Source organism: Chryseobacterium ginsenosidimutans (assembly GCF_024807225.1).
Taxonomy (GTDB): domain Bacteria; phylum Bacteroidota; class Bacteroidia; order Flavobacteriales; family Weeksellaceae; genus Chryseobacterium; species Chryseobacterium ginsenosidimutans.
In genome coordinates, this window is the sequence record NZ_JANUCO010000001.1 from 2,568,313 (window position 1) to 2,582,567 (window position 14,255).

Sequence of the window (14,255 nt, forward strand, 5' to 3'; positions counted from 1 at the left end):
AATATTTAAAAAATAATAATTATGAGCCGATTTTATTTTGGTAGTAATAAAGCTGCATTGTTCTTTGCAATGGCTTTGTTACCTTCAGGCATAGTTTATTCCCAGGTTAAAAAAGATACTGTAGAAAAAGAGAAGAAGATAGATGAGGTTGTGATAATAGGCTATGGAAAGCAGAGAAAAGAATCAGTAACGGGATCAGTAGCCTCTGTAAAAGGTGATGTGATAAGAGAAGTACCATCTTCAAACGTAAGTCAGGCTTTACAGGGCAGAGTTGCGGGTGTTGATATATCGCAGACTTCCAGTAAACCGGGCGCTCCGATGCAGATCAGAATCAGGGGAACACGTTCTTTAACGGCAGATAATGACCCGTTGATCGTATTAGACGGAATTCCTTTTCCGGGATCATTGGCGGATATCAGTCCGAACGATATTCAGAGTATGGATATCCTGAAAGATGCTTCAGCAACGGCAATTTACGGATCGAGAGGTGCAAATGGTGTTATTTTAATTACTACTAAAACAGGTAGAAAACGCCAAAGAGCAACATTCAGTTATAATACGTATACAGGCATTACCACGGTGTTTGCAAAATATCCCATGATGAGTTCCGACAAGTTTATCAAGCTTCGTCAGGATGCCGGACTTTTTGTAAATAACATCGATGAATCTAATAATGTAAATACAGATTGGCAGGATCTGATGTATAAAAACGGGATTCTTACCAACCATGACATTGGTCTTACAGGAGGTACAGATAAAGGTTCTTATAATTTTGGGATGAGCTATTACAATGAGCAATCGGTGCTTCCCGGACAAAATTTTGAAAGATTCAATATCAGAGGAAGTGTAGATCAGGAATTGGGACAGTATTTCAGAGTCGGAATTACCACAAACAATGCATATACGGTAAATAACGGGAGTAATTTAAGCCTTTATAATACCTTAAGCAATACGCCGATTGCCAATCCTTACAATGCAGACGGAAGCTGGAAACAGCGTGTTGTGATGGCTGCAGATACGCAATATGTGTATTCAAGAGATGTTATTAATAATTTGGGTGACGCTTGGGTGGATAAAGCAATTGCTTTCAGTTCTTATAATAATTTCTTTGGAGAATTTAAATTTCCTTGGGTAAAAGGCTTAAGTTTCAGAACGAATGTTGGTTTAAACTTTAAAACTACAAACACAGGAAGCTACACAGGAAAAGGTGTTTTCAGCTCAGAACCAAACAATTTATCTACCGCGGCTATAGGAAATTCTTTAACAACGCATTGGGTAAATGAAAATATTCTGACGTATGACAGAACTTTTGCAAGCAAGCATAAAGTAAATATAGTGGCTTTGCAGTCTCAGGAACAGAGAAAATTCAATAGCTCATATATTACGGCAAGAGACATTCCTTCGGATGCATTTCAGTTTTATAATTTAGGTCAGGCTCAAGGTGAAATTACGATTAATCCGGCAAGTCAGGGATATTATCAGAGAGGATTAAAATCTTGGATGGGACGTGTGATGTACGAATATGACGGACGTTATATGTTTACAGCTACCATCAGAGGAGACGCTTCTTCTGTTCTTGCTCCCGGATATCAATGGAATATTTATAACGCATTTTCTGCAGGTTGGAATATTTCAAAAGAGAAATTCCTTAGAGATTCTAAGGTCGTTAATAATTTGAAATTCCGTTTTGGATACGGAGAGACGTCTAATCAGGCTGTAGCACCTTATTCTACATTAGGTCTTTTGTCTACTTCTCCGTATAATTTTGGGAATCAGAATGCGATAGGATACTATGTGTCTAATCTTCCGAATCCAAAATTAGGCTGGGAATTTTCTGAAACATTAAATTACGGTTTAGACTTCGGATTTTTTAATAACAGATTAACAGGTACAGTAGAATATTACACAACAAATACTAAAAATCTACTTCTGAATGTAGGTTTACCTCCAACTTCCGGAGCAGACAGCTATTTGGGAAATGTAGGTTCTACGAACAATAAAGGGATTGAAATTTCATTAAATTCTTCAATTATCGACAATCCAAATGGTTTTTCATGGGATTTTGGAGTTAACTTTTATTCAAACAAAAATAAAATTACTTCTTTATCAGACGGAGCAACCAGAAATGCCGGAAACTGGTGGTTTGTCGGGCATTCTATTAATTCAATTTATGATTATCAGTATGTTGGATTATGGCAAGCCGGAGATCCTTACCAAAGTATTCTGGAGCCGGGAAATCCTAAAGATGTAGTAGGTTCGATAAAAGTTTTATATACAGGTGGTTATAATCCTGATGGAACTCCGGTAAGAGCAATTAATTCGGACGACAGACAGATTATGAATGCAGATCCTGATTTTCAGGGAGGTTTTAATACAAGATTGGCGTACAAAAATTTTGATCTGAGTATTGTCGGAGCTTTCAAAAGCGGAGGTATTTTAATCAGTACTTTATACGGAAATACAGGATATCTGAATATGTTAAGCGGAAGAAGAAATAACGTAGATGTAGATTACTGGACTCCGGAAAATACAGATGCTTATTATCCGAAACCGGGAAGTCTTCAAAGTAATAACAACCCAAAATACGGAAGTACATTAGCTTATTTTGATGCGTCTTATCTTAAAATCAGAACGATTACATTAGGATATAATTTTACGCAGGGCTTTTTCAAAAAAGCAGGGATTAGCAAGTTAAGAGTCTATACTACGGTTACCAATCCGTTTGTATTTTTCTCTCCATATCATAAGGCATCAGGAATGGATCCTGAAACGAATTCTTATGGTAACGAAAATCAGGCGGTATCAGACGTTTATCCGTCAAGATTTTTGACGATAGGTACCAATACGCCTTCTCTTAGAAATTATATGATTGGTTTAAACTTAACATTCTAAAAAATTATTCACATGAAAAAGTTCAGAATAAATACAACAGCAAAAATTTTGTTATGTACTGTAATGCTTTCCAGCTGTTCAAATCTTTTAGATGAAGAACCTCGCGGTACTTATACACCAGAATATTTTGAGACCGAGGCAGGAGTTTTAGGCGGGATTACGTCTATGTATGCGCATCTACGATACATTTACGGAAACGGATATTGGCTGAATGCCTGTGAAACAGGTACAGACGAATACACTTACGGTCATGCCGGTGACGGAAATTTTAAAGATATGGATATGTCCGGAGTTGGAAATCTAACAGCTTCCTCCAGTCGTGCCGATGTCCTTTGGAATAATGCTTTCCGAAATATTAATACCGCAAACGGAGTGATAGCAAAAGGTTCAGGAGTCGGTGTTTCTGATGCGATCATTGCAGAAGCAAGGTTTTTCAGAGCGTTCGATTATTTTATGTTGGCTCAGACATTTGGTGGTGTTCCGCTAGATTTGGGTTCAGGAGAATTACAGTTTAATATCAGTACATATAGAGGTTCTAAGAGAAATACAGTGACTGAGGTGTATTCTAAAGTTATATTTCCCGATTTGGTAAAAGCAGTTGCAGATTTACCGACAGCACCTCGTGTAACGGGAGGAATTACTAAGAATGTGGCAAAATTATTTTTAGCTAAAGCTTATCTTACCTACGGATGGTGGCTTCAGAATCCGAACAGTATTCCCACTTACCCTCAAACAGCAAGAGTAGATCCAAACGGACAAACCGCACAATGGTATTTTCAGCATGCTTATGATATTGCTTTAGAAGGTATCAACACTCCGGGAAGTTATGGATTACAAGCCACATATTATGATGTGAATCTTGCGCAGAATGACAGAAATAAAGAAATGATGCTGTATGCAGATCACACAGAATCAAGCGAATATTACGACGGATCAAGCCATTCTTACAACACGGGTTCATCCCCTGGAAATTTTGCGGTATGGATGACAACTTGGGATTATACCTTCCTTGAAAGTTCTCAAAATGCACAATGGACAGGCTCTCCAGTAAGAACCGTACAAAGAGAAGCAGCTCAGGCTTACGGAAGACCATGGAAAACGATGGCTCCGACCATTGAGGTTGTAAAGAATACATTTGCCGACAAAATAAACGATTCAAGATACGACGGAACTTTTGTAACGACTTTCCGCGGAAATTGGAACAAAGCAGGAATTACGACATCTACATTATACGGAGCAAACGGATTACCAATACAGGTAGGAAGTGCTATATTGACTTTCCTAAATGATGATCCGGCTCAGACAATAGATTATTCTAATGCTACTTATAAAAGCAACGTTGGAGCAGGAGTACTTCCCGGAAGAGCAGATTTTGTGATTTCTCCAAGTGGAATCAGCAGATATGCCTATCCGAATCTTTGGAAAATAGGAACCTACAGAACCGATAACGGAACAGGTCTCGGTCAGCCAAACGGAGGAATTACACGTCCTTTCCCGGTTGCCAAATTCTCAGAATTCTATTTCATTGCAGCAGAAGCGGCAGTAAAAGGGGCAACAGGAGCAATGACTGCGAGAGATTTGATTAACGTAATCCGAGGACGTGCCGGAAAATGGCGTTGGGACAACAACGGAAATGTAGCTAAAATTCAGGATAACAGTGCTGCGATGATTGCTTCGACTCCAACGGCGATTACTGTTGATTATATTTTGGCAGAAAGATCAAGAGAATATTATGGGGAAGGACAGAGATGGTTTGATTTGGTGAGAACCCAACGATGGACCGATCTTGCTAAAAATTACACAATTGGCGGAACAGTTGCCGGTGCTCATACACCGCAGACATTTACCAGAAATATTCCTAATTATTTATACTTGAGACCAATTCCTCAGGATCAAATAGATAAAATGCAGGGAACTCAGGCAGAATTAGCAGCCTATCAAAATCCGGGATATTAATCTTATTAAATAGTAATTGATTATTTTTCACATTCATATTTAAAAGATAAAGTGGGAGATTCAGCCCTCCCGCTTTATTTTAATTTAAAATTTTAAGAATATTATGGAAAAAACATGGCGTTGGTTTGGTAAAAAAGACAAGATTAAATTAGATATGCTTCGTCAGATCGGGGTTGAAGGCATCGTTTCAGCACTTCATGACGTTCCGAACGGAGAAATCTGGTCTTTGGAAGCCATTAATGAGTATAAAAATTATATCGAAAGTTTCGGACTTCGCTGGTCGGTTGTAGAAAGCCTTCCTGTAAGTGAAGCGATAAAATATGGTGGTGAAAATAGAGATCAGTTAATTGAAAACTATAGTAAAAGTCTCGAAAACCTAGGAAAAGCAGGAGTTACAACGGTTTGTTACAACTTTATGCCTGTTTTAGATTGGGCAAGAACAGATCTGTATTTTCAATGGAAAGACGGTTCGTCATCTTTATATTTTGATAAAGCAAAATTCGCGTATTTCGAAATTCATATTTTAGAAAGAAAAGGGGCGGAAAAAGATTATAATGATGAGGTTCTTACAAAAGTTGAAGAGCTTAAAAAGACCATTACCGAAGAGGAAAAGAATGATTTAATTGATTCTATTATTGTTAAAACCCAAGGTTTCGTTAATGGAAATATCAAAGAAGACGATCAAAATCCGGTAGCTATTTTTAAAAGTTTACTGGCTTTATATGATGGAATTGATAAAAATCAGCTTCGTCAGAACATGCAATATTTCCTCGAAAAAATAATGCCTGTCTGCGAAAAATGGAACATCCAAATGTGCGTTCATCCCGATGATCCGCCGTTTTCATTATTAGGCTTACCAAGAATTGTGACGAACGAAGAAGACATCGACTGGTTTTTGAATGCCGTAGACAATCCCCACAACGGACTGACTTTTTGTACAGGTTCGTTAAGCGCAGGATTACAAAACGACGTTCCAAAATTGGCTCAGAAATTTGCTTCCCGTACAAAATTTGTACATCTCAGAAGTACCAATGTTTTTGAAAACGGAGATTTTATCGAGGCTCATCATTTAGAAGGCAGAGGAAAAATTATCGAGGTTGTCCGAATATTCGAAAAAGAAAATCCAACCCTTCCGATGCGTATCGATCATGGTCGATTGTTGACGGATGATATTGATAAAGGCTACAATCCGGGATATTCATTTTTAGGAAGAATGCTCGCTCTCGGACAAATCGAAGGCGTAATGGCAACCATCCAAAACGAATTATCAAACAAAAAATAAAGTTCCGAAGGAACGACTTAAAACAATCAACCAAAAACAATCAACCAAAAACCATCAACCATCAACAAAAAACCAATGAACATATTCAGCATAAAAGATAAAGTAGCCGTCATTACAGGAGCTTCAGGCGTTTTAGGCGGAAGTTTAGCCAAAAGTTTCATCGAAGCAGGAGCAAAAGTGGTTGCTTTAGGAAGAAATCAACAAACTTTGGATGCCCGAATTAAGGAATTAACCGAGTCAGGAGGCGACGCATTTGCCGTTGAAGCCAATGTCATGAATATCGAAAGTCTGGAAGAAGCTTCCAAAAAGATCCTTGAAAAATATGGTAAAATTGATATTTTATTAAACATTGCAGGCGGAAATATCCCTTCTGCAATGCTTTCTCCAGAACAGTCTTTTCTTGATACGAATTTGGATGGATGGGATGAGGTGACCAATCTCAACATCAACGGAACGGTCTATCCAAGCTATGTTTTCGGAAAAGTAATGGCACAACAGGGAAGCGGAAGTATTGTAAATATTTCTTCAATGGCTGCTTATTCTGCGATCACAAGAGTGGCGGGTTATTCAGCGGCGAAATCGGCGATTACCAATTTTACCCAATGGCTCGCTTCAGATTTAGCTTTGAAATATGGTGATAAAATCCGTGTCAATGCCATTGCTCCAGGATTTTTCATTGGCGATCAAAACCGTGCAATTTTATTAAATCCGGATGGATCATTAACCGACAGAAGCAAAAAAGTTATTGCAAAAACACCGATGGGGCGTTTCGGTGACGCAGAAGAACTAAACGGAGCAGTGCAGTTCCTTTGTTCGGACGCAGCAAGTTTTATCACAGGTGCTTTACTTCCTATTGATGGTGGTTTTAGTGCATTTAGTGGTGTTTAAAAAGGTACAATCATTTTATATAGTTAGTCACAAGGTCTTTCATTATTTGCTTGACTAGACCTTGTTTTTTTAGTTTGAATTAAATCTACATCATAAAGTTTCTCTGTAAAAATGAAAGGTTATAGAAGAAATAAATATTTTTTAAATTAAAATTCCTTTACCCCAATCACAAAATATTATATGAGAAATACGATCAAAAAATCTTTATTTGCAGCAGCAGTTTTATTTTTATTTGAAAATAATTCGGCTCAGATTTTCTCAGATTTTAAATACAAAGGAAACGATAAGATCTATGCAGAAAATCCTCTGAAAGACGATGAATTCTACTCGCCGATTCTCCAGGGTTGCTATCCGGATCCGAGTATTACGAGAAAGGGAAATGACTATTATCTGGTAAATTCTTCCTTTGCGATGTTTCCCGGTGTTCCGATTTTTCATTCTAATGATTTGGTAAATTGGAAGCAGATCGGTCATGTGTTGGATAGACCTTCACAGCTTAAAGTCGATAAAGCCGGATTTTCAGAAGGAATTTATGCTCCCGATATTAAGTACAATAAGTTTAACGATACTTTTTATATGGTCACGACTCAGATTGCAGGTGGAATCGGAAATATGATCGTAAAAACCAAAGACCCGAAAAAGGGGTGGAGTGAAGTTCAGAAATTAAATTTTGAAGGAATCGATCCCTCAATTTTCTTTGATGATAACCGAAAAGCTTACATCGTTCACAACGACGCACCACCAAAAGGAACCGAACAATACAGCGGTCATCGCGTCATTAAAATCTGGGAGTACGATTTGGAAAAAGATCAGGTTGTTGCAGGTTCAGATCAAATTATTGTCAACGGTGGAGTAGATATTACGCAAAAACCAATTTGGATCGAAGGTCCGCATTTGTACAAAAAAGATGGGAAATATTTCCTAATGTGTGCGGAAGGCGGAACTGGAGGCAATCACAGCGAGGTTATTTTCATGTCCGATTCTCCGAAAGGTCCGTTTGTTCCGGCTGGAAATAACCCGATTCTCACGCAAAGATATTTTCCGAAAGACAGAAAAGATAAAGTAGATTGGGCAGGTCACGCCGATTTGGTGGAAACGCCCGACGGAAAGTATTACGGCGTGTTTCTGGCAATTCGTTCCAACGAAAAAAACAGAGTCAATACAGGTCGTGAAACGTTCATTCTTCCTGTGGATTGGAGTGGAACGTATCCTGTTTTCCAAAACGGATTGGTTCCAATGAAACCGAAATTAAAAATGCCGATGGGTGTTAAAAATCAAACCAACGAAAATGGCTTTTTCCCGAATGGAAATTTCACTTTTAATGATAATTTAAAGAATTCTCAGCTCGATTATCGATGGATTGCCATGAGAGGAGCAAGAGAAAATTTTATAACAACTACTAAAAACGGGTTAAAAATTAATCCTTTTTCAACCAATATTAAAGCAAAAGCGCCTGTTTCTGCATTATTTCAAAGACAGCAACATTCGTCTTTTGAAGCAATGGTTTCTTTAGATTTTAAACCAAAATCAAAAAAAGATTTAGCAGGAATTACTTGTTATCAAAGCGAAAATTTCAACTACGTTTTCGGAATTACCAAAAAAGACAAAGATTTCTACATTGTTTTGGAACGTACTGAAAAAGGAAGTTCAACAACAGTTTCAAGTGAAAAAATTTTAATGTCAAAAAATATACAGCTTCAGGTTGTGGCAAATGGAGATGAATATCAGTTTAATTATTCTATGGACGGAAAAGACTTCAACAATCTTGGCGGAAAAGTGTCCGGTGATATTTTGTCAACAGACGTTGCAGGCGGTTTTACAGGAAGTTTAATCGGATTATATGCCACTTCTTCAAACGATAGTAAATGGTAAACTAAAATTTTAAATCAGTACTAATGAATACTTTATTAAAGTCAGTTTTAATGGTCATTTTCATCTTCAGTTTCGGATTGAAGGTAAAATCTGCACAACCGTTCATCACGACTGAAAAAAGTTCTGATGTCCTTACTGTAAAGGAAAAATCGGTAAAAATTTCATTATTTATAGATCCGTCAATTGATAAAGGGATTTTAAGAGCCATTAGTAATCTTCAAACTGATTTTCAAAAAGTAACGGGCGAAATTCCGGCTATTTTAAACCAAATTCCAACTTCGAAATCACCATTAATCATCATCGGAACGATCGGAACAAATTCGATTATTGATGAATTGATTAAACAGAAAAAAATTAATGAAAAAGACTTAAAAGGTAAAAAAGAAAAATTCATCATTCGAAATATCAAGGATTTTAAAGGAATTTCAGATGTCATCATCATTGCAGGAAGCGACAAACGTGGAACAATTTACGGAATCTACGAATTTTCAAAGCAGATTGGCGTTTCTCCGTGGAATTATTGGGCAGATGTTCCCGTAAAAAAATCTGAAAATCTCTATTTCAAAAAAGGAATTTACACAGACAACGAACCAGCCGTAGAATACCGCGGAATTTTCCTGAACGATGAAGAACCTTCGCTGGGAAGTTGGGCAAGAGCAACTTTTGGAGGAATTAATTCTAAATTTTACGAAAGAGTTTTCGAACTGATTTTAAGATTAAAAGGAAACTATCTTTGGCCTGCAATGTGGGGAAAAGCTTTCTACGACGATGATCCTCAAAACGGAATTTTAGCCGATGAAATGGGAATTATTATGGGAACTTCTCATCACGAACCGATGGCTTTGGCGCAAACAGATTGGCATCGATATATCAAAAAGAATAATTTACCAAATATTTGGGATTATAATAAAAATTCTACCGTGCTTCAACAGTTCTGGAAATCAGGAATTGAAAGAAGCAAAAACTGGGAAAAACTCGTAACAGTCGGAATGCGCGGTGATGGCGATGAAGCGATGGGCGACAAAACCAATATCTCTCTATTAGAAAACGTTGTAAAAGATCAGCGAAAAATCATTCAAAATGTTACTGGGAAAAACCCAAACAAAACACCTCAGATTTGGGCTCTGTACAAAGAAGTTCAGGATTATTATGATGAAGGAATGAAAGTTCCGGGCGATATAATTTTGCTGTTCTGCGATGATAATTGGGGCAATGTACGCAAGCTTCCGGATTTGTCGAAACCGTGGCACAAAGGCGGATACGGGATGTATTATCATTTCGATTATGTGGGTGGACCGAGGAATTCTAAATGGATCAACATAAGTCCGATTCAGCGGGTTTGGGAACAGATGAATCTGACGTATGAACACGGCGTTGACAAAGTTTGGATAGTAAATGTTGGTGATCTAAAACCGATGGAATTTCCAATAAATTTCTTCATGGATATGGCTTGGAATCCAAAACAATTTAATACGGATAATCTCTTAGAATACACAGAAAATTGGGCTTCTCAACAATTTGGACAGCAATATTCAAAGGAAATTGCGAGAATGATTAATCTGTATGCAAAATACAATCGAAGAGTTACGCCCGAAACATTAAATAGTAAAACTTACAGTCTTGAAAATTACAACGAATTTGAAACCGTTGTGAACGATTACAGAAAATTATCTCTTGATGCAAATAGGCTCTACAACGAGATTCCAGAAGAATATAAAGATGCGTATTTTCAATTGGTTTTGTATCCGATTGATGCGTGCAGCAATTTGTATGAACTGTATTTTAATGTGGCAAAAAATCATCAATTAGCAGCAAAAAAAGATTTGAAAGCCAATGAATATGCCGATAATGCAAAGGAAAATTTTGAATATGATTCCATTCTACAGAATAAATATAATAATGAAATTTCCGGTGGAAAATGGCAACATATGATGGATCAGACAAGAATCGGCTATGAAAACTGGCAACAACCGGAGAAAAATATAATGCCTGAATTGATGTATGTAAAAGAAAATAAAGCTTCAAAAACCAGAATTTTTAAAGAAAAAGACGGCTATATTTCCATCGAAGCAGAACATTTTTCACGCAAAAATAATTCAGATAAAATGGAATGGAAAATCGTTCCCGATTTGGGAAAAACTTTATCGGGAATCACCACTTTTCCGCAAAATATTTCTCCCAAAGACAATGAAAATGTATCTCTTGAATATGATGTTGATTTCACTTCTACAGGCAAATTCGAAGTTCAGTTATTGTTGGCTCCAACGTTGAATTTTAATTCTAATAAAGGGCTGCGATATGAAATTTATTTTGATGGTGAAAAACCACAGATTGTCAATTTTAATGGGAATTATCGTGGAGAATTGGGACAATGGCAATCCGAACATATTATTAAATCCAATACAAAACATACGATTTCAAAAACCGGAAAACATACGTTGCGTTTCCGTGTTTTGGATGCGGGAATTGTTTTAGAAAAAATATTGATTAATACAGGTGGGCTCAAAGATTCATATCTCGGAGCTCCCGAAAGTGATTTTGAAAATTAACCTGATATTTTTGAATAATTAAAAAAAGACCAATACAAAAAAATGAAAAATACTCAGATTTCTGATTTTGGAATAACGGCAAATGGCGATCGAATCAGAAAATATACACTCATCAATAAAAACGGAATGAAGGTTGAGATCATCAACTTTGGCGGAATTGTGACCTCATTGACAGCTCCAGACCGCAATGGTAAGTATGAGGATATTGTATTGGGATTTCCAAAATCTAAGGATTATTTTGAATCAAATTCATATTTTTTCGGAGCAATTATTGGAAGATTTGCCAACAGAATTGCGGAGGGAAAATTTAGTTTAAATGAGAAAAATTTTCATGTAAATAAGAATAATGGCGAAAATCATCTTCACGGCGGAAATGAAGGTTTTCATACAAAAGTATGGGATTCAGAATTGCTGAATCCTCAAAAAATAAAACTTTCATACGTCAGTAAAGATAATGAGGAAGGGTATCCCGGAGAATTGGCAGTGACGGTTTTTTATACTTTAACAGATGAAAATGCTTTGGAAATTTCTTATGAAGCAACGACAGATCAGCCAACGATTATTAATTTGACGCACCATTCTTATTTCAATCTTTCCGGAAATTTTTCACAGGAGATTACCGATCATGAGCTTCAGTTGAACGCCGATCAGTTTATTCCGATCAATGAATTTTCTATTCCGAAAGAGGATTTTGAAAATGTGGAAAAAACACCTTTTGATTTTAGAAATTTAAAAACTATTGGAAAAGATATTAATGAAGAAAATGAACAGTTAAAAATTTCAAATGGCTACGATCATTGCTGGGTTTTGAAAGGAAACGGATTGAGAACTGTCGGAGAATTACAGCACCGTAAAAGCGGACGAAAAATAGAAGTAATAACAGATCAACCGGGAATTCAGGTTTATACAGGAAATCATCTGGATGGGAAATTTGATACTAAAACAGGTGAAAAAAATATAGCAAGAACCGGAATTTGCCTTGAAACACAACATTTTCCCGATTCTCCCAACCGACCGGATTTTCCTTCAGTCGAGTTGAAACCGGGAGGAAAATATGAGACGAAAACAATTTATAAATTTTCTGTGATTTAATAAAAACTAATTATGATTATCAATAAAGCAATATTTATTTCAGGTTTTTTTCTGTCGATTTTTTCTCAGGCACAGCAAATTCCTCATTTGCAGAAAAAAGGAACGGCGACACAACTTATCGTAGATCAGAAACCTTTTTTGATTTTAGGTGGTGAATTGGGAAATTCCTCAGCTTCATCATTTCAGGATATCGAAAGAGATTTTCCAAAACTTCAAAAGATGGGATTAAATACGGTTTTAGTTCCTGCGTACTGGGATTTGATTGAGCCCGAAGAAGGGAGTTTTGATTTTAGTTTAATTGATAAATCGATCGATCAGGCAAGAAAAAATAGCCTTAAAATTGTTTTTTTATGGTTCGGAGCATGGAAAAATTCAATGACGTGTTATGCGCCGCTTTGGTTAAAAAAAGATTATAAAAAATATCCGAGAGCCTATTCAAAACTGGGAAAACCTTTAGAAATTGCAAGTTCATTTTCTGATAATGTTTTAAATGCCGATAATAAAGTTTTCGGAAAATTAATAAAACATATTTCCGATATTGATAAAACACAGGGAACGGTTGTCATGATTCAGGTTGAAAACGAAATCGGAATGTTAGAAGGAGCCCGTGATTATTCTAAAGAAGCCAATAAAGCTTTTAACAGTCAGGTTTCAGAAGGTTTAATGAATTTTTTAAATAAAAATAAAAAAGAACTTCATCCTTCATTGCTTGAAAAATGGGGAAAGCAAGGTTTCAAAACGAAAGGAAACTGGCAGGAAATTTTTGGAAATGATTTGTATACAGACGAATTATTTACTGCTTATTCATATGCTCAATATGTTGAAAAACTGGCAAAAACCGCGCGTTCGATTCACAATATTCCGTTGTATGTAAATGCTGCGATGAACAGCAGAAACAGGCAGCCCGGAGAATATCCTGCAGGTGGACCTTTGGCTCATCTGATTGATATTTGGCACGCCGGAGCGCCGAATATTGATATGCTGTCACCGGATTTGTACGACGGAGATTTTACAACTTGGTCGGCAAAATATAGGCTTCACAATAATCCATTGTTTGTTCCGGAAATTAAAATGACTCAGAATAATGGAGTTCAGGCTTTTTATGCTTTTGGTGAACATGATGCGATAGGTTACAGTCCGTTTTCTATTGAAAATAATTCTGAAGAGGGAAGTAAAAGATTGTCTGAAGCATATTCTAAATTGAATGAATTGATGCCTCTTCTTACAAAATATCAAGGAGAAGGACAATCGAAAGGTTTATTGTTTGATCAGAAAAATTCTGAACGAATGATCAGTTTTGATGATTTAAAAATAACAGCAAGACATTTTTTCTTGCTTCCATGGGATCCGCGTGCAAAAGATGGAAGTATTTGGCCGGAAGGTGGCGGATTAATTTTACGTTTAGCAAAAGACGAATATATCATTGCCGGAAGCGGAATTGTAGTGGAATTTGAAAAGGAAAATGAAAAGAAAGAAGTTCAGGCAAAAGATTTAGGCGAAGATGGTTTTGCAGCTCAAGGCGGAAAATCCCAGACTCAAAATAACTGGAACGGCGGAAAAAGAGCAGGAATCGGTCCTGTAGATGAAGTCAGCATTGATGAAAACGGAAAAATCAATTACATCAGAAGATTAAACGGCGATCAGACGCATCAGGGAAGACACGTCCGAATCGGCGTTGATGATTTCCAGATTCTTCATGTGAAATTGTATGAATATCAATAAAA

General features: G+C 36.8%; 8 protein-coding genes. All 8 read left to right on the forward strand.

The annotated features are described in order from the left end of the window. Positions 1-21: 21 nt before the first annotated feature. The 8 genes from J3D55_RS12070 to J3D55_RS12105 all read left to right on the forward strand — a co-directional run bounded on the left by J3D55_RS12070 (position 22) and on the right by J3D55_RS12105 (position 14,253). Positions 22-2,892, forward strand: a complete 2,871-nt coding sequence (locus J3D55_RS12070) for a SusC/RagA family TonB-linked outer membrane protein (protein WP_259131400.1) — start codon at positions 22-24, stop codon at positions 2,890-2,892. A gap of 12 nt (positions 2,893-2,904) precedes the next feature. Next, entirely contained in the window at positions 2,905-4,848 is a 1,944-nt protein-coding gene (locus J3D55_RS12075; RefSeq protein ID WP_259131402.1) for a RagB/SusD family nutrient uptake outer membrane protein, read from the forward strand. A gap of 103 nt (positions 4,849-4,951) precedes the next feature. Continuing rightward, on the forward strand, positions 4,952-6,130 hold the full coding sequence (uxuA, locus tag J3D55_RS12080; RefSeq protein WP_259131404.1) for a mannonate dehydratase: 1,179 nt from the start codon (positions 4,952-4,954) through the stop codon (positions 6,128-6,130). Between the two features lie 75 nt (positions 6,131-6,205). Further along, the gene (locus J3D55_RS12085) at positions 6,206-7,018 is read left to right on the forward strand and encodes an SDR family oxidoreductase (RefSeq protein WP_259131405.1); all 813 of its coding nucleotides are present in this window, start codon (positions 6,206-6,208) and stop codon (positions 7,016-7,018) included. A gap of 180 nt (positions 7,019-7,198) precedes the next feature. Then, positions 7,199-8,890 carry a glycoside hydrolase family 43 protein gene (locus J3D55_RS12090; RefSeq protein ID WP_259131407.1) on the forward strand — a complete coding sequence of 564 codons (1,692 nt, stop codon included), beginning with the start codon at positions 7,199-7,201 and terminating at the stop codon, positions 8,888-8,890. A gap of 23 nt (positions 8,891-8,913) precedes the next feature. After that, the gene (locus J3D55_RS12095; RefSeq protein ID WP_259131409.1) at positions 8,914-11,439 is read left to right on the forward strand and encodes a glycosyl hydrolase 115 family protein; all 2,526 of its coding nucleotides are present in this window, start codon (positions 8,914-8,916) and stop codon (positions 11,437-11,439) included. 42 nt (positions 11,440-11,481) lie between these two features. Continuing rightward, a complete protein-coding gene (locus J3D55_RS12100) occupies positions 11,482-12,531 on the forward strand; it encodes an aldose epimerase family protein (RefSeq protein WP_259131411.1) in 1,050 nt (349 codons plus the stop codon). A 12-nt stretch (positions 12,532-12,543) separates the two neighbouring features. Then, complete coding sequence (locus J3D55_RS12105) at positions 12,544-14,253, forward strand: GH35 family beta-galactosidase (protein ID WP_259131414.1); 1,710 nt, start codon at positions 12,544-12,546, stop codon at positions 14,251-14,253. The last annotated feature ends 2 nt before the right edge of the window (positions 14,254-14,255 follow it).

What these genes read in the sequence shown, in the direction of transcription:
- J3D55_RS12070 (WP_259131400.1), top strand. Translation starts at nt 22, where the DNA reads ATGAGCCGATTTTATTTTGGTAGTAATAAAGCTGCATTGTTCTTTGCA.
- J3D55_RS12075 (WP_259131402.1), top strand. Translation starts at nt 2,905, where the DNA reads ATGAAAAAGTTCAGAATAAATACAACAGCAAAAATTTTGTTATGTACT.
- uxuA (WP_259131404.1), top strand. Translation starts at nt 4,952, where the DNA reads ATGGAAAAAACATGGCGTTGGTTTGGTAAAAAAGACAAGATTAAATTA.
- J3D55_RS12085 (WP_259131405.1), top strand. Translation starts at nt 6,206, where the DNA reads ATGAACATATTCAGCATAAAAGATAAAGTAGCCGTCATTACAGGAGCT.
- J3D55_RS12090 (WP_259131407.1), top strand. Translation starts at nt 7,199, where the DNA reads ATGAGAAATACGATCAAAAAATCTTTATTTGCAGCAGCAGTTTTATTT.
- J3D55_RS12095 (WP_259131409.1), top strand. Translation starts at nt 8,914, where the DNA reads ATGAATACTTTATTAAAGTCAGTTTTAATGGTCATTTTCATCTTCAGT.
- J3D55_RS12100 (WP_259131411.1), top strand. Translation starts at nt 11,482, where the DNA reads ATGAAAAATACTCAGATTTCTGATTTTGGAATAACGGCAAATGGCGAT.
- J3D55_RS12105 (WP_259131414.1), top strand. Translation starts at nt 12,544, where the DNA reads ATGATTATCAATAAAGCAATATTTATTTCAGGTTTTTTTCTGTCGATT.